25 protein-coding genes are annotated in these 23,057 nt (G+C 34.8%); 9 read left to right on the top strand and 16 right to left on the bottom strand.

What is annotated here, in order from left to right; translation table 11 throughout:
• The first annotated feature begins 19 nt into the window (after positions 1-19).
• On the top strand, positions 20-1,372 hold the full coding sequence (locus tag F1003_RS00960; protein WP_155087334.1) for a TlpA disulfide reductase family protein: 1,353 nt from the start codon (positions 20-22) through the stop codon (positions 1,370-1,372).
• A gap of 67 nt (positions 1,373-1,439) precedes the next feature.
• Here F1003_RS00960 and F1003_RS00955 read toward each other — a convergent pair whose 3' ends face one another.
• Positions 1,440-3,035, bottom strand: coding sequence for an NAD(P)H-hydrate dehydratase (locus F1003_RS00955; protein ID WP_155087333.1), 1,596 nt, complete (start codon positions 3,033-3,035; stop codon positions 1,440-1,442).
• 85 nt (positions 3,036-3,120) lie between these two features.
• Here F1003_RS00955 and F1003_RS00950 point away from each other — a divergent pair, with 85 nt between their 5' ends.
• Entirely contained in the window at positions 3,121-3,645 is a 525-nt protein-coding gene (locus F1003_RS00950) for a GNAT family N-acetyltransferase (protein WP_155087332.1), read from the top strand.
• 104 nt (positions 3,646-3,749) lie between these two features.
• Positions 3,750-4,841, top strand: coding sequence for a T9SS type A sorting domain-containing protein (locus F1003_RS00945; protein ID WP_162306874.1), 1,092 nt, complete (start codon positions 3,750-3,752; stop codon positions 4,839-4,841).
• A 41-nt stretch (positions 4,842-4,882) separates the two neighbouring features.
• Here F1003_RS00945 and holA read toward each other — a convergent pair whose 3' ends face one another.
• Positions 4,883-5,890 (bottom strand): DNA polymerase III subunit delta, encoded by a 1,008-nt coding sequence (gene holA, locus F1003_RS00940; RefSeq protein WP_155087330.1) that lies wholly within the window; start codon positions 5,888-5,890, stop codon positions 4,883-4,885.
• A gap of 131 nt (positions 5,891-6,021) precedes the next feature.
• Here holA and F1003_RS00930 point away from each other — a divergent pair, with 131 nt between their 5' ends.
• The 3 genes from F1003_RS00930 to F1003_RS00920 all read left to right on the top strand — a co-directional run bounded on the left by F1003_RS00930 (position 6,022) and on the right by F1003_RS00920 (position 8,427).
• On the top strand, positions 6,022-6,471 hold the full coding sequence (locus tag F1003_RS00930; protein ID WP_155087329.1) for a type I restriction enzyme HsdR N-terminal domain-containing protein: 450 nt from the start codon (positions 6,022-6,024) through the stop codon (positions 6,469-6,471).
• Positions 6,472-7,464 (top strand): glycosyltransferase family 2 protein, encoded by a 993-nt coding sequence (locus F1003_RS00925; protein ID WP_155087328.1) that lies wholly within the window; start codon positions 6,472-6,474, stop codon positions 7,462-7,464.
• A gap of 105 nt (positions 7,465-7,569) precedes the next feature.
• Complete coding sequence (locus tag F1003_RS00920) at positions 7,570-8,427, top strand: OmpA/MotB family protein (RefSeq protein ID WP_155087327.1); 858 nt, start codon at positions 7,570-7,572, stop codon at positions 8,425-8,427.
• Positions 8,428-8,486: 59 nt separating this feature from the next.
• Here the strand turns inward: F1003_RS00920 and F1003_RS00915 are convergent, their stop codons facing one another.
• The 5 genes from F1003_RS00915 to F1003_RS00895 all read right to left on the bottom strand — a co-directional run bounded on the left by F1003_RS00915 (position 8,487) and on the right by F1003_RS00895 (position 12,927).
• Positions 8,487-9,089, bottom strand: coding sequence for a vWA domain-containing protein (locus F1003_RS00915; protein WP_155087326.1), 603 nt, complete (start codon positions 9,087-9,089; stop codon positions 8,487-8,489).
• Between the two features lie 86 nt (positions 9,090-9,175).
• Entirely contained in the window at positions 9,176-10,261 is a 1,086-nt protein-coding gene (locus F1003_RS00910) for an AMP-binding protein (RefSeq protein WP_155087325.1), read from the bottom strand.
• Positions 10,261-11,196 carry a CPBP family intramembrane glutamic endopeptidase gene (locus F1003_RS00905; protein WP_155087324.1) on the bottom strand — a complete coding sequence of 312 codons (936 nt, stop codon included), beginning with the start codon at positions 11,194-11,196 and terminating at the stop codon, positions 10,261-10,263. Before F1003_RS00905 ends, F1003_RS00910 begins: the two co-directional genes overlap by 1 nt.
• Before the next feature lie 2 nt (positions 11,197-11,198).
• Positions 11,199-12,233, bottom strand: coding sequence for an o-succinylbenzoate synthase (locus F1003_RS00900; protein ID WP_162306881.1), 1,035 nt, complete (start codon positions 12,231-12,233; stop codon positions 11,199-11,201).
• Positions 12,234-12,237: 4 nt separating this feature from the next.
• Positions 12,238-12,927, bottom strand: a complete 690-nt coding sequence (locus F1003_RS00895) for a DUF2490 domain-containing protein (RefSeq protein ID WP_155087322.1) — start codon at positions 12,925-12,927, stop codon at positions 12,238-12,240.
• Positions 12,928-13,025: 98 nt separating this feature from the next.
• On the opposite strand from F1003_RS00895, the gene F1003_RS00890 reads away from it, so the two are divergent.
• A complete protein-coding gene (locus tag F1003_RS00890; protein ID WP_155087321.1) occupies positions 13,026-13,952 on the top strand; it encodes a sterol desaturase family protein in 927 nt (308 codons plus the stop codon).
• A gap of 141 nt (positions 13,953-14,093) precedes the next feature.
• On the opposite strand, the gene F1003_RS00885 is transcribed toward F1003_RS00890, so the two are convergent.
• From F1003_RS00885 to F1003_RS00870, 4 genes are all read right to left on the bottom strand, one after another.
• Positions 14,094-14,630 carry a hypothetical protein gene (locus tag F1003_RS00885; protein WP_155087320.1) on the bottom strand — a complete coding sequence of 179 codons (537 nt, stop codon included), beginning with the start codon at positions 14,628-14,630 and terminating at the stop codon, positions 14,094-14,096.
• 164 nt (positions 14,631-14,794) lie between these two features.
• Positions 14,795-15,472, bottom strand: coding sequence for a metal-dependent hydrolase (locus F1003_RS00880; RefSeq protein ID WP_155087319.1), 678 nt, complete (start codon positions 15,470-15,472; stop codon positions 14,795-14,797).
• A gap of 36 nt (positions 15,473-15,508) precedes the next feature.
• Positions 15,509-16,414 (bottom strand): 1,4-dihydroxy-2-naphthoate octaprenyltransferase, encoded by a 906-nt coding sequence (gene menA, locus F1003_RS00875; RefSeq protein ID WP_155087318.1) that lies wholly within the window; start codon positions 16,412-16,414, stop codon positions 15,509-15,511.
• Positions 16,415-16,429: 15 nt separating this feature from the next.
• Positions 16,430-17,269 carry a 1,4-dihydroxy-2-naphthoyl-CoA synthase gene (locus tag F1003_RS00870; protein WP_155087317.1) on the bottom strand — a complete coding sequence of 280 codons (840 nt, stop codon included), beginning with the start codon at positions 17,267-17,269 and terminating at the stop codon, positions 16,430-16,432.
• Positions 17,270-17,398: 129 nt separating this feature from the next.
• On the opposite strand from F1003_RS00870, the gene F1003_RS00865 reads away from it, so the two are divergent.
• Positions 17,399-17,797, top strand: coding sequence for a hypothetical protein (locus F1003_RS00865; RefSeq protein ID WP_155087316.1), 399 nt, complete (start codon positions 17,399-17,401; stop codon positions 17,795-17,797).
• Positions 17,798-17,939: 142 nt separating this feature from the next.
• Entirely contained in the window at positions 17,940-18,356 is a 417-nt protein-coding gene (locus F1003_RS00860; protein ID WP_155087315.1) for a hypothetical protein, read from the top strand.
• 1 nt (position 18,357) lies between these two features.
• On the opposite strand, the gene F1003_RS00855 is transcribed toward F1003_RS00860, so the two are convergent.
• The 5 genes from F1003_RS00855 to F1003_RS00835 all read right to left on the bottom strand — a co-directional run bounded on the left by F1003_RS00855 (position 18,358) and on the right by F1003_RS00835 (position 23,056).
• Positions 18,358-19,191, bottom strand: a complete 834-nt coding sequence (locus F1003_RS00855; RefSeq protein WP_155087314.1) for a CvfB family protein — start codon at positions 19,189-19,191, stop codon at positions 18,358-18,360.
• Between the two features lie 84 nt (positions 19,192-19,275).
• Positions 19,276-19,614, bottom strand: coding sequence for a DUF2853 family protein (locus F1003_RS00850; protein ID WP_155087313.1), 339 nt, complete (start codon positions 19,612-19,614; stop codon positions 19,276-19,278).
• Positions 19,615-19,719: 105 nt separating this feature from the next.
• The gene (gene menD, locus F1003_RS00845) at positions 19,720-21,480 is read right to left on the bottom strand and encodes a 2-succinyl-5-enolpyruvyl-6-hydroxy-3-cyclohexene-1-carboxylate synthase (protein WP_155087312.1); all 1,761 of its coding nucleotides are present in this window, start codon (positions 21,478-21,480) and stop codon (positions 19,720-19,722) included.
• Positions 21,481-21,511: 31 nt separating this feature from the next.
• Positions 21,512-22,627, bottom strand: coding sequence for a chorismate-binding protein (locus tag F1003_RS00840; RefSeq protein WP_155087311.1), 1,116 nt, complete (start codon positions 22,625-22,627; stop codon positions 21,512-21,514).
• 3 nt (positions 22,628-22,630) lie between these two features.
• The gene (locus F1003_RS00835) at positions 22,631-23,056 is read right to left on the bottom strand and encodes a PaaI family thioesterase (RefSeq protein ID WP_155087310.1); all 426 of its coding nucleotides are present in this window, start codon (positions 23,054-23,056) and stop codon (positions 22,631-22,633) included.
• Position 23,057: the final 1 nt, after the last annotated feature.

Genomic DNA, 23,057 nt, shown 5'->3' with positions numbered 1-23,057 from the left:
ACTCAACAAAACATTAATTATGAAAAGATTATTTGTCATTTGTATTGCTGTTTCCCTATTTGCATGTAAGGAAGAGCCTAAAATCGATTATGCATTACTTTCAGGTAAAATTGAGAATCATGCTAATAAGGTTGTCACTATTCTAAACGGTAGAGAAAAAGTAAAAGAAATAGCTCTAAACGACGATGGAACCTTTGCTGATACTCTAAAAATTGAAAATGGCACTTACACTTTCGATCACGGAAGGGAAATAGCTTATCTATACTTAGAACAAGGTGACGATATTAATGTTACTGTAGATACAAAAGAGTTTGATGAAAGCATAAAGTTTACTGGTATAGGATCTGAAAATAATAACTATTTAGCCAAAAAAGTTTTAGCTGATGAAAAATCTAACTTAGATTTTGCAAAGGTGTTTGCTATGGAAGAAGCAGATTTTCTTGCTACTATGGATGAAGTAAAAAGCACTAAGCTTGAATTGCTCAAAAGTGCAGAAAACATAAGTGATGACCTCAAAGCTATAGAAAAGAAAAATATTGATTATGAACATTTTGCAGACCTTCAAAGCTATAAGTCTTACCATGCTTACTATGCAAAAAAAGAAGAATTTAAACCTTCTGAGGGTTTTATGAAGTTATTGCAATCCGTTGATTATAATAACGAAGAAGATTATGCCAAGCTTGACAGTTACAAAAGACTGGTACAAGGTCATTACGCTTCTAAAATAAGTGACAGCAAAAATCCATCTGAAGTTTTTGAAGATATCAATAACAACACGTTTTCAGCTCTAAAGGCTGATCTTTCCAATAGATTACGTTATGATATTTCGCCAAATAATGAGCATAATGAAGCCTATTACAATGGTTTAATCGCCATGTCATCTGATGATAAATATAAAGAAGAATTAACAGCTAAGTATAACAAAGTAAAGAAGCTGGCAAAAGGAATGCCTTCTCCAGAATTTGTAGAGTACGAAAATCATAAGGGTGGCACAACATCTCTAGAAGACCTAAAAGGAAAGTATGTGTATGTAGATGTTTGGGCAACTTGGTGTGGGCCTTGTATTAGGGAAATACCTTCACTAAAAGAAGTAGAAAAACAATTTCATGGTAAAAACATTGCATTTGTTAGTACTTCTATTGATAAAGCCTCCGCTCATAATACTTGGGTAGAAATGGTGAAGGAAAAAGAGCTGGGAGGTGTGCAATTAATGGCTGATAACGACTGGAACTCACAATTTGTAAAAGACTATGCCATTGAAGGCATCCCAAGGTTTATCTTAATTGATCCTGATGGTAATATTGTTAGTGCGGATGCACCAAGACCATCCAATCCTAAATTGGTGAAGATGTTTAATGAATTGAAAATATAATTAGTGGAATAAGTAAAAAAAGCCTTCGAAATGAAGGCTTTTTTTTATGTTCCATAAGCAAGTGTATCTATCGTTTTTTAGGTCTCCCTCTTTGTTTTTTCGCTTTTTGTTGCTGTTCTTCTTGTGCCTCTTCCTGTGGTTCTTCGGGTTGTTTAAATAAATCGATATAAGCTTTACCCATATAATCTGTAATGTGGCTTGCAATTAAACTTTGGTAGCCATAATCCTCCAAAGCAATATCTGCTGACTTCCCATGAAGATAAACACCAAAAATAGTTGCAGCCAACTGCTCATAACCTTGAGCAATCAAACCAGAAATTATTCCGGTTAGTACATCTCCACTTCCTCCAGTTGCCATACCTGGATTCCCTGTGGTATTTACATACAGTTTATCACCAAATACGGTGATACTATGAGCACCTTTAATCAGTAAAATAACCTTGTATTTTTTAGAGAATGCTTTTACCTTTTTAAGTTTTTCAAAATCGTCTGACCACTTCCCTATCAAACGTTCCAGCTCTTTAGGATGTGGTGTTAAAATGGATTGCTCAGGTAATAATTTCAATAGCGCTTTTTTCTTTGAAAGAATATTCAATCCATCAGCATCAATAACCAAAGGGGCTTTATTTGTTTTCAAAAAGTTTTCTAACGCTCCTATTGTTTCATCCTCTGTTCCGAGTCCAACACCTACTCCGACCACTGTTGGATCAATATTGAAATTAATATTACTAATAAAGTCGACGTGTTCATCTGTAATCACCATAAGTTCTGGCAATGCTGTTTGCAAACTATGATAACCACATTCTGGTACATAAGCCGTTACCAATCCTGCACCAGAGCTGAGTGCAGCTTTACAGGCCAAATTTACAGCGCCAATTTTTCCATAGCTTCCACCGAGAATCATAACATGACCAAAATCACCTTTGTGCGAAAATTTATCCCTAGGTTTATAAAGCGGTAAAACTTCTAACTTTGCAATAAGTTCTGCTTCCGTTTCAGTTTGCATGAGATAATCTCGGTCAATGCCAATATCCAAAACTTCCCATTGTACTGTATATTTAGCTGTCTCTGGTAAAAAGAAGACCAATTTTGGAGATTGAAAACTTAAGGTATAACCAGCGTGAACTACGGCATTTTCATCCTCAACAGCTTTGTCTGTATATAATCCTGAAGGAATATCTATTGCTAATGTATAGGCCTTAGAAGATCTCCACCATTGAAATAACTGTTGAACCCATTCGTTAGGTGGTCTATTCAACCCAATACCAAAAACAGCATCAACGATTATATCTCTTTCTTCGATAACAATTTCCGAAAAATCTGCGCCACAACTCAACATAATTGGCCATTCCTTGGTGACATCCTTTATACGGTCATAATTGATGAGAAAATCTTTAGACCGTTTATCGCTACAATTAACAATATAAGTCACCACATTATAACCATGTGTAATTAAATGACGAGCCAAAACCAAACCATCACCTCCATTATTACCAATACCACAAAACACATGAATAGGCACTTGTGCGCCTTGCATTCGCATATGAATCCAATTGAATATTTGGGTCCCTGCACGTTCCATTAAGTCTGTAGATGAGATGTTTTGGCGTTCGGTAGTGAGTTTGTCACCTTCGTAAATTTGCTCTTTCGATAATATTTTCATGTAATAATTCTGTATATTGAATGCTAAATTGTTATGTAAAAATAACATATTCCCAGCCAACCGAATAAAAACTTCTCGATGTTTAATGACTTCAGAAAATTCATTTTATACACAAAGACTCCATATTAGACCAGTAACAACAGAAGATGCTCCCTTTATTTTAGAGTTAATGAATACACCAAAATGGATTCAGTTTATTGGCGACAGAAAAGTAAGAACCATTGAAGAGGCAGAAAACTACATTATAGAAAAAGTACTTGTACAGTTTAATAAACATAGTTATAGCAACAATGTTATTTTAAGAAAAGATGATAACGTAAAACTTGGCACTTGTGGCATATACCATAGAGAAGACAGGGAAGATCCAGATATAGGTTTTGCTTTTCTACCTCAATATGAAGGTAAAGGCTACGCCTATGAAGCTGCCAATAAATTAATGCATGTGGCGCAACAAAATTATGGCTTAACCGAACTAAGCGGTTATACCTTAGAAGAGAACGCTGCTTCACGAAAACTGTTGGAACGTTTAGGCTTTAGTTTAAAAGGTTTAGGAAACTTGCCCAACAGTGATGATGAGTTATTGCACTATCATAGGGTTTTAGATTTTTAAAGTCCATTAACTTTTACACTTTACCCCAAATTCTTGTGGCTTATGTAATTTTTAATGCCCAAATCTTTAGAATTGCTACATTTAAACATTATTCAAAATGTCCTATGGTAAAGCAAGCATGTTTTAATATCATTCTATTTTGTTCCATTTTATGTGTTAGCGCACAGCAATTCACTCTAGAAACCGATTTAAGTGCCTCAGTTAGTGAAACTTCAGGATTACTGTATTTAAACAACACGCTTATAACCCACAACGATTCTGCAACAACCAACCAACTGTTTGATGTGGACACCTCAACTGGTATGGTGACTAGAACCGTAACTATAACAAATGCCACAAACACAGACTGGGAAGATCTCACACATGATGACACATATATTTACATTGGTGATTTTGGAAACTACCAAGGTAACCGAACAAATTTAAAAGTCTATCGTATAGCGATTGTAGATTATTTTGCTAGTACGTCAGTAACAGCAGACGAGATTAATTTCAGCTACAGTAACCAAACCGATTTTACACCTAGCCCTTTAGCAACAAACTTTGATGCTGAAGGCTTAATTCATTATAACAATAATTTATATGTGTTTTCAAAAAATTGGGTGGATGGCAACACCAACATCCATGAATTGCCCAAAACACCAGGCACGCATAGTATTTCTATGGTGGACACAATAGCCGCAGAAGGTCTAATTTCCGGTGCAACATTTAATATTCTGAGTAATGCTGTAATGTTGATTGGTTATGATGCAAACGGAGCATTTTTAATTGAGCTAGAGGGTTTTCATTCTGGATTGTTTTCTAATGGGACCGTTACGAAAACTTCCGTAAGCGTGCCAGCAAATTATTCGCCACAGATTGAAGGTATCATTCAACTGAATGCGGATGAGTACTATGTTTCAGCTGAGGAAAATTCATCCTTAAATGCTGGTTTGTACAGTTTTAATACTTCAACTTTAAGTACTTCTGATATAGAAACTGAATCTATTTCTTTTTATCCAAATCCTGCTAAGAGATTAATTACTTTAAGTCAAAATAATCTTGAAACAAGGATTTATTCTATAACTGGGCAATTGGTAAAAACTTCCAACAAGAAACGAATTGACATATCTGATTTGAACTCTGGTGTCTATTTAATTAAAATCGAAGAAAGTTCTAGTGGTAATAGCGTAACTAAACGATTGATTGTTGAATAGGCTTTGACCTTTCAAACTTAAGTGATACGATTCGTTAAGTATCAATCCAAAATCCTAACCAACAACTCTTTAAGCAAATCACCTTGCGGCACAGCATTGGCACCTACACCTTTTCCTTTTACATCAAACTCACGAAGTAACGAAATGACAGCACTCACCTTTTTCATCGGATAATTACGAGCAGCTGTTAAATATTCATTTACAAAATACGGATTAACTCTTAAGGCCGAAGCTACGCTTCGCGGTGACTTATCGTGCATGCCATGAAGGTGCAATAACTGAGAAAAAAAACTAAACAATAATGAAACTGTAACCACCATAGGATTATCCTTAGGGTTATCTGCAAAATATTTTGCGATTTGGTGTGCTTTTACCACATTACGCTCTCCAACCGCTTTTCGAAGTTCAAAATTGTTGAAATCTTTACTTATCCCAATGTTTTCTTCAATATGCTCTGGAGTAATTTGAGTCCCTTTTGGAAGAACGATTTTTAACTTATCGAGCTCATTATTCACTTTACTTAAATCAGTTCCCAGAAACTCAACAAGCATTTGGGCTGCCTTTGGAGAAATATCGTAACCTTGCCCTTTAAGTACACGCCTTATCCAATCTGGTACTTGATTGTCGTATAGTTTCTTGCTTTCAAAAACAACACTTCCATGTTTATTTAATGCCTTATATAACGCTTTACGTTTATCTATTTTTTTGTACTTGTAGTTAATGACCAAAACTGTGGTTGGCTGTGGATTTTCGGCATATTTTGCCAATTGCTCAATGGTTCTACTTAAGTCTTGAGCCTCCTTGACAATAACCACCTGTTTTTCCGCCATCATTGGATAACGCTTGGCGTTACTTACAATATCATCAATAGAAACATCACGGCCATATAGCACCATTTGGTTAAAACCTTTTTCAGCTTCATCTAGCACATTATCTTCAATAAAATCCGAAATCTTGTCTATATAATAGGCTTCCTCACCCATGAGAAAATAAATGGGCTTGATGTCCCCTTTTTTAATCGCGCCAACTAGTTGTTTTACTTCGTCCAAAGTTTTCTAAAATTCCAAAATTAAAAACTCTAAATTCCTAAAAATGAGGATACACTATTGGAATTTGGAGTTTGTCTATTGAATATTGCCTTTATGTCCTTAAATTTGATTGAAATATTACAACTTAAGCATTGCAAGACCTCAACTTTCCTAAGTTTGAATACCGACTCAAAAGTACAGAAAATAAAGTTTCTATTTTTGATGTCATTCGGAAAAAATTCATCATCCTTCAACCCGAAGAATGGGTAAGACAGCACTGTGTCCATTTTTTAATCAATGAGAAGAAATTTTCTAAATCTCTAATCAACGTTGAAAAGGAATTAACCATCAACGGATTGAAAAAACGGTACGATATTGTGGTGTTTAATCCTGATGGGAGTATTCACCTTATGGTAGAGTGTAAATCATACAATATAACCATAGACCAAAGCACTTTTGACCAAATAGCACGTTATAATTTACAGCTAGATGCAACTTATCTCATGGTAACCAACGGAATTAATCACTATTATTGTGAAATGGATATGCAAGCAGAACGTTATGTGTTTTTAAAAGATATTCCAGATTACACCACAGTATAAATGTACACAACAAAAGACATCGCAGTAGTAATTTTAAACTGGAATGGTAAAGCATTACTCAAGCAGTTTCTACCTTCGGTTGTCAATTATTCTCATGATGCTAAAATCTATGTAGCCGATAATGCTTCAACGGATGGTTCCGTTTCTTTTGTTTCTGAACATTTCCCAACAGTGACCACCATTCAGAATGCAGAAAACGGTGGTTATGCCAAAGGTTATAACGATTCCCTGAGATATATTGAAGAACCTCTACTCTGCCTTTTAAACAGCGATATTCAAGTCACTGAAAATTGGTTAAAGCCCATTGTTGATGAGTTTAACGCGAACACTCAAACTGCAATCATTCAGCCAAAAATCCTAGACTATAAAAACAAAGACTATTTTGAATATGCTGGTGCAGCTGGAGGCTTTATAGATAAATACGGATATCCCTTTTGCAGAGGTCGCATTTTTGATACCATTGAAAAAGATAACGGCCAATACAATGATACTATAGACATCTTTTGGGCATCTGGAGCGTGCCTTTTTATTAAAAATTCCGTGTTTAAGGAACTAAACGGATTTGACCAATCCTATTTTGCCCACATGGAAGAAATTGATTTATGTTGGAGAGCTTTTAACACCAACCACAAAGCAAGGTATGTAGGAACCTCAACCGTTTATCATGTTGGTGGTGCCACATTGAGCAATACCAATCCCAGAAAAACCTACTTAAACTTTAGAAACAGTCTATTTACATTGGTAAAAAACACAGATTCTAATCTTTTTACCAGATCTGTCGTTAGATTAAAGCTCGATGGTATTGCCGCATTTCGGTTTTTATTCCAATTTAAACCGAAGTATTTTTGGGCTATAATGAGAGCTCATGCATCATTTTACAAAGGATTGGGACGAATCCTTGCGCAACGCAAACAACTTCCAAAACGACCCAACTACTATAATACCAACTCTATTGTTTGGTCCTATTTTGTCAAAAAAAAGCGAAAATTTTAATTGTTTATAAAACTGTTAAAATTTTTGTTAATCATTGTTTAGACAACTACTCTTTTCTATAATTTTGATATGTTATAATTAACAACTAAAACTATAATTCAAATTATGAAGAAATTAATGTTATTAAGTGTTTGCTCAATGGTGTTGTTAGCATCTTGTGTGTCGAAGAAAGAGTACGCGGCGCTTGAAGCAAAACATCAAGAAACTCAAGATTTATTGAATTCTGCGACTGTTAAATTAAATAAATGTCTATCTGATGCTGCTGCAGCTAATGCTAGAGTCGAAACGATGAAAGATCAGTTGGCTGACATGAGAAAGAGCAATGAAGCCTTGATAAAAAGCTCACAAGACTTAACAGAACTTACTAGTAAAGGAGCACAAAACTTAGAAAAATCTTTAGAAAGTCTAAGAGAGAGTAACCTTAAAATTACGCGTTTGCAAGATGCGTTATCGCGCAAGGACAGTGTTACACTTGCCATTGTTACAAGTCTTAAGAAGGAAGTAGGTCTTAATGATCCAGACATTGAAGTTAATGTAGAAAAAGGTGTGGTGTTTATTTCTATCGCAGATAAATTATTATTTCAAAGTGGAAGTTATACAGTAACCAACCGTGCTAAGGAAATTTTAGGAAAAGTTGCAAAAGTAATAAACAGCAAGCCTAATTTTGAGGCTATGGTAGAAGCACACACCGATAATGTACCTTACAGCAAGCCACCTTTAATGGATAACTGGGACTTAAGTGTAAAACGTGCTACTTCTGTGGTAAGAGTATTAGAGGATTTAGAAGTGAACCCACAACAATTGGTTGCTGCTGGTCGTAGTTACCACGTACCTTTAGTTGAAAATGATACTGCCGAAAACAGAGCAAAAAACAGACGTACAAGAATCGTTGTGATGCCAAAAATCGATCAGTTCTATGAAATGGTTGAGGAAGAAATGAAAAACCTTTCTGCACAAAACTAATTTGTTGTAAATATACAATTGAAAACCCAATGCGATGGCATTGGGTTTTTTAGTTTACTTTAATCTTTAATAACAGCTATAAGTTCTGGTAGTAAGGCAATAGCTGTTAAGACCACAGCATTACTTTTCTTTTTGGTTGTTTTATTTGAATCCTTAGAATCCGTTTTTACAACTTCATCTTTTCTATTAGGAATACGAATCATTACTACTGAATTTTCAGAATCTTCAATAAAGTTTTCTTTCGCAAACTCATAAGCGAGCTCAATGCCATCTTCTTCAAAAGTTTTCACGCTAGACTTTGGATGTTCAATAACATATAGTAGTTTTTTTATGTCAGTAGCTTCAACTTGAGTAAGTGCAATGCCACTAAAACTTGAATACGTAACAATACTAATGAGATCGTCCTCAGTAACTCGCTTAGTCAACAATTTAAAAGCTTGTTTTAGAATTACCTTATCTTCTGTATTAAAATCATCAGCGTAAGTCTCAATAAGGAATGTGATGTTCTTTGTTTCGGTCGAGTCGGTTTGAACACTATAATGTTCTACAATAAATGTAATCAGATTATCAAGTGTAACTGATTCTGTTTCAATGTTTTTTTCCTGTGCAAAACTTGCCGATGTCATCATCAAAGCAAGTAATAATGTGAATAGTCGTTTCATTGGTTTGGTGTTTATAGTTGATATAAAACTATGCACCTTACCTAGAAAATAAAACTGGAAATGAGTGAAGTATGCGTATGAATGAGTTAACTACTCAAAACCGCTTTTATGGTTTTTTTACGCTGTATTTTTCCTGTTGTGGTTTCAGAAAATTTATCAATGACATAGATTTTCTTTGGGATTTCAAACTTATCCAATGTTTTTAATTCCTTAATATTCTTAAGAATATGGTCTGTGGATTCTTTTGAATTTTCAACAATGAGAACCAACTTTTCACCTAGATCAGTGTCATCTTCTCCAGCGATAATATAACGCTCATTGATTATAGGTTGCAATTTTTCCTCTATTTGCTCAGGAAACAGTTTTACTCCGCCCGAATTAATGACATTATCGTAACGTCCCAGTAATTTAAAATTGGTTTTAGATTGTAAATCCACAATATCATTGGTCACCAATGGCTCTTTAACCAGGTTAGGTGCATGAACAATCAAACAGCTTCTATCATCTGTGGTAAATTCAACATTAGGCAACGCCTTAAAATATGGTTCTCCGTCACCTGCTTTTGATTGCAGTTGTCTAACAGCCACATGCGTCACGGTTTCAGTCATACCATAAGTTTCGAAAAACTTTGAAGGTGCTTCTTTAACTTTTTTCAGCAATGGCTTGGTTACCATAGAACCACCTACAATTATGGTTTTTATATTGTTGACATAATCTATAGTATGCTTTAACTGAAGCGGCACCATAGCACAAAAGTCATAGTGCTTTTCGTAATTAAATATCGGTTTTGAACTTGGCTCTACAAAGTCTATTTCCAATCCCAATACCATAGCTCTCACTAACATCATTTTACCAGCTATATAATGGCTAGGCAAACAATGCAATGCTTTATCGCCAGGTTGCAATCCAAAAAAATCACCAGTAGCAATGGCAGAGTTTACCATAGCCTGCTTTTGTAGCTTTATCTTTTTAGGTTGGCCGGTGGAACCTGAAGTCATAACGACCAAGTAATCATCATTGTTTAACCAATCGATTAAAAAATTACCTATTTCTTTTTCGTAAGGATCACCTTCTTTTATAACGCTATAGGCAACTTCATTTAAATCTTCATGGTTAAAATGAATTCCATTAAACTTAAATCGGTTATGAACTTTATTGAAAGTAGGTGTCATTATTTAATAATTTTATAATCTTCTTTTTGTGGAGGAACTACTTGTCCGAATAAACGCTCTTTCCAATTGTTCCATCCGTAGCGTTTAGATAGAATCAACAACATTATTGGATATACTACCAAAACAGGAACTAATATTTCACCAATAATACTCATTGATGGTTCTGCGGTGCTTCTAAAAATGGCATCCGTTTGTAATGCCGTCCAGTCTGCAGTTACCAATAGCGATGCCAATAAATTGTTACCTAAATGAAATCCTAATGCGAGTTCCAGTCCATCATCCATCAAGGTCATTATACCCAGTAACAATCCTGTACCAATATAGAAAATCATCATTTTCCAGAATCCTATGGCGCCAACTTCTGGGTTGGCACTATGTGCAATACCAAATAGTATTGAGGTAAATATCAATGGAAACCATTTGTTCCTAGCCAACACACCAAGATGTTGCATTAGGTAGCCTCTAAACAAGTACTCTTCTAAACCGATCTGAAAAGGGAATAAAATAATACTTACCAAAAATAGTATGGCAAACTTGCTGGCATCAAATTGAAAGACAATCTCGGAGGAATCTATGGAATACGCTACGAAAAAGCTTACTAAAGTAAATACAGCTATCATCATAAACGAAAAGAAAACCCTGCCGAAATCTACTTTATTTCTTGCTGTGGTTAGTGATAATATACTACGTTGATGCACAAATTTCACTAATAGAAACAATAGCCCTAATAATATAGCAAATGGTGCTAAGTTTATGGCCAAATTTAAGCTTGAAGGGATGTTCGCAAAAAGATCGTAAGCCGCCTCTAGATCTGCCTGATCATATGTTAAGTAGATGATGAAGTTAACAAAGAAAACACCTCCAACAATAACCGTTGTTAGAAAGAACATCCATAAATAAAGCTGGCCTTTGTAGGCTTGTTGTATATAATTCATAGCTATAAATTAAAATTCCAAGGTTGTTGATTATCGTATTGCAAAGTACCATTTTTTACGGTTAATGGCGAATCAAAGTTGTTGGTAAATAAACTTCCAGTGCCTAAACCTTGTGGCAAACTATTTTTAAGCGTATAGGTCCATTGGGAAATGGCATTCAACCCTACATTACTTTCAAGAGCGCTTGTTATCCACCATTTAATATTTAGTTGTTCAGCTAAGTTAACCCATTGCTTACTTCCGCCAAAACCACCAACCAAACTCGGTTTTAAGATGATATATTGCGGTTTTATGGTTTGAAGCAAATCATTTTTGTCTTCTTTAGCAAACACACCAATCAACTCTTCGTCTAAAGCTATAGGTAAAGGCGTGACTTCACAAAGTTTTGCCATGGCTTCAAATTGCTTGGGTTTTATGGGTTGCTCTATTGAATGAATTTTATATTCTGAAAGACGTTTCAATTTCTCTAAAGCCTCATCTTTTGAAAATGCTCCATTGGCATCCACACGTAGTTCTATATCAGAAACCGAAAATTCTTTCCTAATGGATTTAAGGATATTTAATTCCGTTTGAAAATCAATAGCACCAATCTTCAGTTTAATGCAATCAAAACCAGATGCAATTTTGTCCTTGATTTGTTGGCGCATAAAACTCTCGTCGCCCATCCATACTAAACCATTAATGGGAATACTATCAAACCCTTTCGTAAAAGCTGATGGAAATAAGGTGAATTCATCTGCGCTTTCCAAAGATTTAAAAGCGGTTTCTAAACCAAATTGAATACTTGGAAATTCAACAAGCTCACTGACCAAGTTTTCTTTACCTAAATTGATGTTTTCACAAACCCATTTTAGTCGCTCTTGGTAGTCTGGTCTGTCGTCAATACTTAAGCCTCTTAAAATACCGCACTCACCTATACCTCTTTTTCCGTTTTCCTCCAGAATAATAAACCAAGTTTCCTTTGTAGTCATAACACCTCTTGAGGTGCCACTTGGCCTTTTAAAGTTTAGAATATATTTATGATAGGTGGCTTTAATCATTTTAAATATTGTGGTGCATGCTAAATTGCAATTGCCCTTTTCCCCAAGCATTGGTCTTTTGGTTCATCCAACCGAACTGAAAACGAATTTTTGGGTTCAACACATAGCCAACACCTAAATAGGTTCTGTTTCTATCAAATAGCTGCACTTCCCTTCCGTCTCCAATATCCATTTGACCATTGATAAATAATTCGTTATATAATGCCAAATAAACGGCTTTAGGACTCAATTCCTTAGAATTTAAAGGCACATTCAAAAACAAGTTATAACGATAACGTGTTCTAAAATCCTGATTTTCAACAAATCGCTGTTCGTATCTAAAACGATGCGTTAAGTAAAATCTATTGCCCAACTTTTGAGGAATCAATGCTTCTTGGTAGATTCTGCTCTCTCCAGAGGTTTCATCGCTTTCTCCGAATTGACCTGTGGTGACGTTACCATAACCCAACGTGAATTTTACTCCAGCATCTTTAGGAGAAAAGGTAATCCCAGAACGTAACAGCAACTGCTCCATATCACCGAGACCTTGCCAATCTCTATATTGAAAATCCCCTTGAAATCCCCATTGACTATCTTTAAACTGATGACTGAAAAAGTACATGTACCATGCTCCGGTTTGCGATTCGTCAACTTGTGAAAAGGTACTGTTTAAGGCTAAAAAGAATACTAAAATTAATAGTTTAAATTTCATAAATAATAATTTCAAAAAATCAAAGGTTAAAAATACGCAACTCCCTTTTTTTAGACGAGCGATTGTTTTAAAAATTTTCTATTTTTAAAGAAAAATCAATGCCAGATTTTCCGAACATAATCCTGTACGCCATTCCGTTTTTTATTTTGGCCATGCTGCTAGAATTGTATGTTACTGCTAAGCAGCATATTAAATCTTACGAGACTAAGGATGCGTTTTCATCCATTGCTATGGGATTGGGTAATGTGATGCTTGGTTTTGCCAGTAAAGCTCTGGTCTTATTGGTTTTCTTTTTTATTTATGACAATTTTAGACTGTTTGATATCCCTGTAGCTTGGTGGTCCTTTGCCTTATTGTTTTTTGCTGATGATTTCTCGTATTATTGGTTTCATCGTATTTCGCATGAGTGTCGCTTGTTTTGGGCATCGCATGTTGTGCATCATTCCTCGCAGCACTACAATCTAAGTACAGCATTACGACAAACGTGGTCTGGTGGTTTTTATACCTTTATTTTTTGGTTATGGTTGCCATTGTTGGGCTTTCATCCTGCTATGATATTGTTGCAAATGTCCATTAGTTTGTTGTATCAATTTTGGATCCACACCGAAGCCATCAATAAAATGCCTAAGCGGTTTGAAGCTATTTTTAACACACCTTCGCATCACAGAGTACATCATGGTAGCAATCCTATTTACTTAGATAGAAACCATGCTGGTATTTTAATTATTTGGGATAAACTCTTTGGGACTTTTCAACCAGAGTTGGAAGACGAAAAAGTAACCTACGGTTTGGTAAAGAATATAAAAACTTATAACCCAATTAAAATCGCTTTTATTGAGTGGTGGTGCATGTTTAAGGATGCCTTTACAGGCAGAAAATCTGTAAAAAACAGAATTAAATACTTAATTAAGCCACCAGGTTGGAAGCATGATGGTACTGGTAAGGTTTCTGATGATTTGCGGAATGAGTGGTTGGAATCAGTTGGCAGTGTGCAGTCCTCAGTTAAAGAGAACAGTTTTAAATAGTGGTTTAGCAAACGTCTTGTATATGGCTCGTTGCGTGAAGCAAAAAGTTAGCAAATAATCACTGATAGAAAATTTTTGTTGGAATTTTCGCAAGTAAGCTTTAACTAGGAATGAATTATACTCATTGTTAGCAGTAGTATATTATTCATCTGTCTGAACTTTTAATATCTGATAAAGCTTTTTTTTATTTTTATTAAGTAGAAAGTTCTCCAATTGCTTTTTCTCAAGCCAATATAAATATCTATATACTTTTTCATTTATTTCATCTATATAATCAATTTCGAAGTAGTAGAGACTGAAATAACATTCGTCATCTTTATTATAAATTACTTGTTGTAAATCTGTTAGTATTTCATAGACTTCCTTCATTGAATTTGAATAAAACGACTTTACTTTTTTATTAGTAATGTTACCTTCAATCGTATGGTCAATATTAATATGAAAGTTTACAATTGAATCATTATCAAAGTTTTCAAAATAAACATTAAAGCTTTTATCGAGTGTAACGACATTCTTAATTTGAATTAATTTACCATAATATTTTTTTTCATATAACTTTTTTTCAATCAATTCTTCTTTCGAAGTCTCACATTCCCAATTAGCAATATAATCTTGTTGCTGTTGCGCATGGGAAAATATTTGACTTGTCACAAAAAGAAAAAAGAAAAAATATTTCATTAGTTTTTGAATTTAAGTAATCTTGATTGTATTATCGCTTGTGATTAGATATTGACTTTTTTAATAATCTATACCTAACGTTAAACGAAGTTATACTTTAAAAATTAAATTTCAAGTAAAATAAAGATTATCAAAGAGTTAGTTATTAAGAATATTTGACAAGATCAAAGCTCAAAACTCTCACCAATATCCAATAACATCAAATCCTTATCCTTATCAAAGAATTTACGTTTGGCGTCTTCGTGGTCTATTTCAATATAGCCAAAGGTGTCAAAATGGCAACCCAAAATTTTATCGCATTGTACAAAATCACTGGCTATGATAGCGTCTTCTACTCCCATGGTAAAATTATCTCCAATTGGCAAAATGGCTAAATCGAGTTTGGTCTGCATTGGGATGAGTTTCATATCCATCGTTAAAGCCGTATCACCAGCGATATAAATGTTTTTATGTTCTCCTTCAATTATAAAACCACCAGGTTGGCCTCCATAGCTACCATCTGGAAACGACGACGTATGTATGGCATTAACGTATTTTACATTTCCGAATTCAAAATCCCAAGAGCCACCATGGTTCATAGGATGTCCTTCTAAATCTAGGTTTTGATAATGCGTTACAATTTCGTAGTTAGAAACAATAACAGCTCCTGTACGTTTGGCAATGGCTTCAACATCTAAAATATGATCTTGATGCGCATGTGTCACCAGAATATAATCTGCTTTAAGACTTTCTATATCAATCTCTGAAGCTTTCTCGTTGCCTGAAATAAACGGATCAACCAGAATATGTACATCTTTAATTTGTAAACCTAAACAGGCGTGACCGTAAAATGTAATTTTCATCTGTTTTAAATTTTAAGGAGTAATACGTCCTTAAATTTAATATAAAATATAACCAATACCTAACAAGAGCGAAAAGAGAAATGTGGATAATGCCAAGACCTTTAATTGACTGTCAAAGTCATTAGGTTGCTTAGCGGCTTTTATCTTTTTAATGTGAAAGATCAATGGTATAAAAGCGAGTAGATACAAAAAATTGTATGGCGCTACGTAATATAGAATTGAGAATATTACCGTAATGACCATAGCACCTATAATGAGAAGAAAATGGTATTGCTTGGCACGGTGAATACCCAACTTAACAGCTAAGGTAATTTTACCAACATTGGCATCTGCATTAAGATCTCGCATATTATTGAGGTTTAAAACACCAACACTCAACAGACCCAAGGCAATTGCAGGTAGTATAACCACATGGTCTATAGTTTGCATGTAAAGTAAGTAACTGCCCATAGTACTCACAAGTCCAAAGAAAACAAACACAAAAATATCTCCCAATGCCCTGTAACCATAAGGTGAATCTCCCATGGTGTAATTTAATGCGGCATATACTGAAATACCACCCAAAAAAACAAATAATAATAAAAACAAAAAATTAGTGGGGCCAAAAGCAGCTAAAATTAGGGACAGCGTTAAAATAATGACCACTACAATATTAAACTTAATGGCATCGAGCATTTCATTTGGAGTGATTTTACCACTTTGTACAGCGCGACGTGGCCCAACACGATCATCATTATCCGCTCCGTTAACACTATCTCCGTAGTCATTGGCTAAATTAGAAAGTATTTGTAGGCTTATGGTTGTTAAAATAGCCAATACTAAAACCCACCAGTTAAAACGACCATTGTAACTGGCGAAACAAGTGCCGACAATAATTCCTGAAACAGAAAGCGGTAAGGTTCTTAGTCGCATGGCAGAAAGCCATGGTTTAATTTCTTTCATTCAAAATGTGTTAGATTATGGAATCCATTTCTTATCGAAGTTGGGTTTCCTTTTCTCTAAAAAGGCATCTCTTCCTTCTTTTGCCTCATCTGTCATATAGGCTAACCTTGTAGCTTCACCAGCAAACACCTGTTGCCCAACCATGCCGTCGTCCGTAAGGTTCATAGCAAACTTTAGCATCTTAATTGAAGTTGGCGATTTAGCTAATATTTCTTGTGCCCATTCATAAGCAGTCGTTTCCAAATCAGCATGTGGAATAACCGCATTGACCATTCCCATTTCATAAGCTTCTTGGGCTGAATAGTTTCTTCCGAGGAAAAATATTTCACGTGCTTTTTTCTGACCTACCATTTTGGCTAAGTATGCCGAACCATAGCCACCATCAAAACTGGTGACGTCTGCGTCAGTTTGTTTAAAAATAGCGTGTTCTTTACTGGCAAGGGTTAGATCGCATACCACATGTAAACTGTGACCTCCACCAACGGCCCAACCTGGTACAACAGCTATAACTGCCTTTGGCATAAAACGGATAAGACGTTGAACTTCTAATATATTTAAACGATGATAACCATCCTCACCTACATAACCTTGGTGCCCTCTTGCTTTTTGGTCACCACCAGAGCAGAAACTCCAGATACCATCCTTTGATGACGGACCTTCTGCACTTAACAAAACGACTCCAATATTTACATCTTCATTGGCATCATAAAATGCGTCGTAAAGTTCTGAAGTTGTCTTTGGGCGAAAGGCATTTCGTACGTCTGGGCGATTAAAAGCAATTCTGGCTACTCCATTACTTTTATGATATGTTATATCTTCATAAGACTTGGCAACTTTCCAATCTATATGACTCATATTTTTCAATATTTTGACAACAAAAGTAAGGAATTAATAATAATGAATTAAAGGTAATTTTTATTTGATTTTTTAAGGTGCAATAATATATTTACATACCCTTATTATTAACCCTAACCTTAATCAATAATGATTAATGAACTTAACCTGAAGAGCAAAAAATATCGTGTTTACAAATCTGAAATAGGCGATTTATACCTCTTTGACAATTATGTTATCACTAACTTCAACGAAGGTGTAGATCTTAATTATGCTAACTTCTATGAAGCTGGCCTCGAAATAAGGAATCACTTTATGGATAAGCCGTTTGGCTATATTGCCAACAGAAATAATTCCTATTCCATAAACCTACATGATGTTACAATTTTCAACAAAGCCTTTCCTAACTTAAAAGCGTATGCTATTGTTACTTACAATACTTTAACTGAAAGAGTATTTGAAATTGAAAATCATTTTTTCACCTCAAACCGACAAGCGTTCAAGAATATTATTGATGCTATTGCATGGGTTGAGGAAATCCTGTCTTAACAACTAAAATTATTGTGTAGTACAATTCTTATAGTGTTACAGTTTTCAATATTTTAAGTGACCTTTTTTAAGTTAATGTGTCACATAATAGGCGCTTATTTAAAGTGCTGAAAATTTAGTTGTTAATTAAAGACATATAGTAATGACAATTGCAAACTCTAACGTTGCATCTCAAATTAATAAACAAATACAATCGGATGTAGGTACTGTGCACTTTTTTGACCATTTGGCTGTTGTAGAATTTAATGAAGGGACGCACATAGATCTAAAATCAGTGAGACAAACACTTGATGATGTTCTGAATCATTTTGGGTATTCTAAGCCTTTCGGAATTATAGCAAATAGAGTCAACTCTTACTCTATTTCTTTACTAGATATAAAAGATGCTAGAGCTACTCTACCAAACTTAACTGCGTATGGTATCGTTAGCTATAATAGTGCCACAAGAATGAATGCAGAAATTGAAAGTAGTTTTTGTGAGTGGAAAGACATTTGCTTTAACAACTTATACGAAGGTCTAGACACCATTCACAAAAGAGTTATAAGAAAAAGTGCTTAGTTTAATCAACCAACCGTATTCCATCTGCTTCAATAGTAATCTGACGTTCTTTGTATAACGACCCTATGGCTTTTTTAAAGCTCTTTTTACTCATTTGTAAGTGCTCCTTTATGTCTTCTGGACTCGATTTATCATGTAATGGCAAAAAGCCACTGTTGTCTTGCAACTCATTTAATATATGTTCTGCATTTGGCTCTATATTTCTATAGCCTATTTGGCTTAAGGAAATATCCAGCTTATTATCGTGGCGTACTTTCTTCACTATACCTTTTAGTCGATCACCAACACTAATGTCTTTATAAATATCGTCGTTGAATACTAGGCCAAGATGTTTTTTGTTCACGATGACATTCATTCCTATTTCTGAAGGGTGCGATACGATTAAATCCACCTCATCAAATTGGGAAACCGTTAATTCCTTGTTGTCTAAAAAATGATTGGTTTTACTCGAAGCTACCAAACGCTCCGTTTCTTCATCTAAATAACAATGTACCAAATACCAGCCACCTGCTTTCATTTTAAAGGCTTGCTCCTTAAATGGGCAGAACAATTCCTTTACCAAACCCCAATCTAAAAAAGCTCCGAAATTAGTGACCTGGTTACAGCGCAATAAAGCAAAATCACCTTTTTTTACATAAGGCTTGTCGGTTGTAGCTACTGGTCGCTCTTCATTATCTAAATACACAAATACCTCAATCTTATCGCCTATTTCAAATTCTTCTGGCACATAACGATTAGGCAAGAGTACCTCACCATCCTCACCATCACCCAAAAACAAACCCGGTTCTGTATCCCTAAGTATTTCTAATGTATTGTATTCGCCTAAATGTATCATGATGCAAAGGTATTGATATTAGTACAAAGAAAAAGCGCTATAATTAAAATTATAACGCTTCTCTTATATTTAAAAATCTATCTATTAGTAAACAGACGCTTTATTAAAATGCTTACATAATAAGTAATATACCACAGCTCTATATTTGTTTCTGTTAGATTGACCGTAAGTATCCATGACAGACGCAATAGCTTTATCTAAATCAGCGCTATCCTTTAAGCCTAATTTTTTGATTAAATAGTTATTCTTAACCGTTGCCAACTCACTCTCATCAGAACCTGATACTGTAGATGAATCAGCATTATAAATTGAAGGACCTAAACCTACAGTTACTTTGGTCAATAAATCCATATCTGGATTTACACCACATTTTTCCTTTAAATCTGCTGCATATTTTGCAATTAACTCGTCTCTTTTACTCATTGTAATAATTGTTTTAGTTTAAATAAATTGTCTCACTAAAGGTAAGTATTTTTTAGACACATTAAAAACAGACAAGTCACATCTTAGGCAGATTTAACTTTAAGTTTACTTAATGAATTTAAAGTAATCTAGAAGAATTTCATCATTAACAGTTGAAGGAGTAAAAACTTCTAACAATTTAGGTTGACTAGATACTGAATAAAAAGAATCCAAGCTTTCATTTAATGCCGCTTCATTTGATACATAATGATATTCAAAACCATACATTTCACAAAGTTGATTTGCTGTTAAATGATGTTTGGTTTCAAAATAAGTATCAAAATTTTCCGTGTTTTTATGACCTGGTAAGATTCTAAAGATGCCACCACCTCCGTTATTTATAACTATAATTCTAAAACTGTTAGGTATGTAATTGTTCCACAGTGCATTACTATCATAAAAGAAGCTCAAATCTCCCGTTATAAAGGTAACACGTTGGTTACTCACAACTGCTGACCCAACGGCTGTACTTGTACTACCATCAATACCACTAGTACCTCTATTACAGAAAACACTAATGTCTTTTCGTAATTGAAATAACTGGGTATATCGAATGGCTGAACTATTACCAACCTGTAACTGACTATCTTTAGGAATACTTTTTAATATCGAATCAAAAGCCTTGAAGTCTGAAAAGGAAATGGTTTTTAAATAGGATTGATGACGTTTTCGTCGCTTCTCTCGTACAGATAACCAAGACGATTTATAGGTGCTCTTTGTATGGTGTGTTACTTTAGAAAAAAATGTTTCTAAAAAAGTATTTGGAGTCAGCTGAACATGTTTACTCAAGCTAAAAAAAGTATCATTAGCCCTTAACATATCCACATGCCAGTGATGCTCTGGCTTATACTGTCTTAGAAATGCCTTAATCTTTTTTGAAACGACCAAACCTCCAAAGGTTAAAAGAATATCTGGTTGTAATGCTTTAAATTCTTCGGCCTCTAATGGTGCAATGATTTTATCTATACTTGGGAAAAAATCTGGATGACTTAGATTAGAAGTCGTTTCTGTAAAAACCAAAATACTGTCATCGTCCGCTATCTGCTGAATCCATTGTTCTTCAATAGAATTGGGTTGAAGCACACCTACCAAAATCATTTTACGTTTAGCACTGTGCCATAGATCCAATAAACTATCAATTTCAAACTCATCAATCTTCTCTATTCTGCTTTTTAAATTAAAAGGCTTTGGCTTAATTGTTAACTCCTCAACAGTATCATACAATGGTTCGTCAAAAGGTATGTTGATATGTACTGGAGCAGATTCCAATTTCGCTACAGTTAAAGCATCATGGATTTCGGATTCGTTATAGGTCTGTATATCTTTCTGTAGACCTAAAAAGTACTCGAGTTTGTTTTCTATACTTTTAAGAATCGGCAACTCATCATCTTTATTTCTACGCTTCTTTCCTAGTAAGTCTAATTTTAGGTTCGCATTGTATAAACTATGCTCACCATAAACATTTGTCTGCTTTATGGTTTGCCCATCACCAATACCAATGAGGTGTTTTGGTCTATCAGCAGAAAGTACCACCAACGGAATACGACTGTAATATGCTTCTGAAACTGCAGGGTAATAATTCAGTAAAGCACTTCCCGAAGTGCAAACAACAGCAACAGGTTCTTGCAGTTGTTGAGCAATTCCCAATGCGAAAAAAGCGGCACATCGCTCATCAACTATGCTATAGCATTCAAAAAAATCATCGTGAGTAAACCCAATGGTTAAAGGTGCATTTCTACTTCCTGGAGATATAACAATGTGCTTTATATTATGCGTTTTGCATAAGGTGACAACTGTCTGGGATAAGGGAATTTTAGAGTGCTTCATCTATCTGCAAAGGTAAGAAATATCAATGGCTTTATTCCAGTACATTATTGATCGTTTTGGTCTTATTTACCGTTTCTTCCCATTCATTTTCAGAATCGGAATCCTTGGTAATGCCTCCTCCAACATATATTAAAGCTTCGTCTTGTTTTAATTGCATACAGCGTAAATTAACATAGAAGTTAGACTGTGTTTTAACAACGGCATAGGCGTTATTCTCAACATTCCGTCTATTGGTATTTCTGGTTTTGGAATGTTTCAAATTCAGCTCACCCAAAAACCCTGTATAATACTCACGATTGTAATTTTCATGATGAAGAATAAATTCTTTTGATGCTTCCTTTGGATAACCACAAACAGCAGGTGTTGGGTGTAAAGCTTCGATAATAGATTTTAAATCTGTTGTGTCATTAATACGACTTGTAACTCTTGATTTTAGATGAAGTAAACTTCCTGCATTAACCGTTTCTGCTTCCGTTACTTTAATTCTGTTTGAGTATGGTTCTATTTGTTTCTTAATATAATCTACTACGATTTGCTGTTCTTCTATTTCCTTAGCATTCCAGGAAACTTCTTTTCCAGTTTGCGCTGCTTGTGTACCTGCCAATGCTATGGTTGTTAATTGCTTACCTTCTAACTTAAACAATAATTCTGGCGTGGCACCAAGCCATAAACCAACTTTAGGATGATACCAGCAATAGACCATTGCATTTTTATAGGTATTGAACAATCGTTTAAAAATGGCTAAAGGATTATTGGTTTGCGTGGCTTTTTTTACTCTTCTAGATAAAACCACCTTTTCTAAATCACCTTTTTTAATAGTCTCTATACCTTTTAAAACTAATGCTAAGTGTTTGTCTTTACTTTGAGCATCAATAGAAGTGATGTTGATTTCTGTTTGTAAGTCGAGATGAGAAGCTTCAAGTATGTAATGTTGGCAATGTTCCTGAGGTAGAAGAATACTGTCATTATTCAAATCAAATGGTGCAAAGACAAAGCCACTTTCTGTAAAATTTGACGTCTTGTGCAGCTTATCATCATGTTGCAACCAACATTTTATAACTGAATTGATTGGTCTGCTATAAACCGCAAATGGTAACTGATTTTTATACTGATTTTCTAGAGTTTCAAAAAATGAATCTACCGTCATCAACTATTTCTTTTTTGGCAGTGAAATGGTTGACAATCGACAAATGGATATTAAGTTATCTTCCTCGTCAGTCACTCTAATATCCAAAAGTTGCGTTGTACGTCCCTTATGTAAAAAAGTCGCTCTGGCAAAGACATAGCCTTCACTGATACTTTTAAGGTGATTGGCCGTAATTTCTAACCCTCTGATAAAGTACTTTTCTCTATCCGTAAAAATATGGGAAGCAAAACTACCGACACTTTCGGCTAATGCTGCTGTTGCGCCACCATGCAAAACACCATCGGGTTGGTGCACTTTTGGTGTTACAGGCATTCTCGCCACCAGGAAATCATCTCCATAATCCACTATTTCAATTTCAAGGGTTTCCATTAATGTGTTTTTACTCGCAGCATTAACTTTTGCCAAGAAGTCTTCTTTAGATATTTGCATA

The organism is Winogradskyella ouciana (assembly GCF_009709615.1).
GTDB lineage: Bacteria > Bacteroidota > Bacteroidia > Flavobacteriales > Flavobacteriaceae > Winogradskyella > Winogradskyella ouciana.
The sequence above is the reverse complement of the archived record's forward strand: the minus strand, read 5'-3'. Positions and strand labels throughout refer to the sequence as shown.

Excerpts from the sequence above, each read along its gene's own strand:
- F1003_RS00960 (WP_155087334.1), top strand. The coding sequence starts at position 20 with ATGAAAAGATTATTTGTCATTTGTATTGCTGTTTCCCTATTTGCATGT.
- F1003_RS00955 (WP_155087333.1), bottom strand. The coding sequence starts at position 3,035 with ATGAAAATATTATCGAAAGAGCAAATTTACGAAGGTGACAAACTCACT.
- F1003_RS00950 (WP_155087332.1), top strand. The coding sequence starts at position 3,121 with ATGACTTCAGAAAATTCATTTTATACACAAAGACTCCATATTAGACCA.
- F1003_RS00945 (WP_162306874.1), top strand. The coding sequence starts at position 3,750 with ATGGTAAAGCAAGCATGTTTTAATATCATTCTATTTTGTTCCATTTTA.
- F1003_RS00925 (WP_155087328.1), top strand. The coding sequence starts at position 6,472 with ATGTACACAACAAAAGACATCGCAGTAGTAATTTTAAACTGGAATGGT.
- F1003_RS00920 (WP_155087327.1), top strand. The coding sequence starts at position 7,570 with ATGAAGAAATTAATGTTATTAAGTGTTTGCTCAATGGTGTTGTTAGCA.
- F1003_RS00915 (WP_155087326.1), bottom strand. The coding sequence starts at position 9,089 with ATGAAACGACTATTCACATTATTACTTGCTTTGATGATGACATCGGCA.
- F1003_RS00910 (WP_155087325.1), bottom strand. The coding sequence starts at position 10,261 with ATGACACCTACTTTCAATAAAGTTCATAACCGATTTAAGTTTAATGGA.
- F1003_RS00905 (WP_155087324.1), bottom strand. The coding sequence starts at position 11,196 with ATGAATTATATACAACAAGCCTACAAAGGCCAGCTTTATTTATGGATG.
- F1003_RS00895 (WP_155087322.1), bottom strand. The coding sequence starts at position 12,927 with ATGAAATTTAAACTATTAATTTTAGTATTCTTTTTAGCCTTAAACAGT.
- F1003_RS00890 (WP_155087321.1), top strand. The coding sequence starts at position 13,026 with ATGCCAGATTTTCCGAACATAATCCTGTACGCCATTCCGTTTTTTATT.
- F1003_RS00885 (WP_155087320.1), bottom strand. The coding sequence starts at position 14,630 with ATGAAATATTTTTTCTTTTTTCTTTTTGTGACAAGTCAAATATTTTCC.
- F1003_RS00880 (WP_155087319.1), bottom strand. The coding sequence starts at position 15,472 with ATGAAAATTACATTTTACGGTCACGCCTGTTTAGGTTTACAAATTAAA.
- menA (WP_155087318.1), bottom strand. The coding sequence starts at position 16,414 with ATGAAAGAAATTAAACCATGGCTTTCTGCCATGCGACTAAGAACCTTA.
- F1003_RS00870 (WP_155087317.1), bottom strand. The coding sequence starts at position 17,269 with ATGAGTCATATAGATTGGAAAGTTGCCAAGTCTTATGAAGATATAACA.
- F1003_RS00865 (WP_155087316.1), top strand. The coding sequence starts at position 17,399 with ATGATTAATGAACTTAACCTGAAGAGCAAAAAATATCGTGTTTACAAA.
- F1003_RS00860 (WP_155087315.1), top strand. The coding sequence starts at position 17,940 with ATGACAATTGCAAACTCTAACGTTGCATCTCAAATTAATAAACAAATA.
- F1003_RS00855 (WP_155087314.1), bottom strand. The coding sequence starts at position 19,191 with ATGATACATTTAGGCGAATACAATACATTAGAAATACTTAGGGATACA.
- F1003_RS00850 (WP_155087313.1), bottom strand. The coding sequence starts at position 19,614 with ATGAGTAAAAGAGACGAGTTAATTGCAAAATATGCAGCAGATTTAAAG.
- menD (WP_155087312.1), bottom strand. The coding sequence starts at position 21,480 with ATGAAGCACTCTAAAATTCCCTTATCCCAGACAGTTGTCACCTTATGC.
- F1003_RS00840 (WP_155087311.1), bottom strand. The coding sequence starts at position 22,627 with ATGACGGTAGATTCATTTTTTGAAACTCTAGAAAATCAGTATAAAAAT.
- F1003_RS00835 (WP_155087310.1), bottom strand. The coding sequence starts at position 23,056 with ATGCAAATATCTAAAGAAGACTTCTTGGCAAAAGTTAATGCTGCGAGT.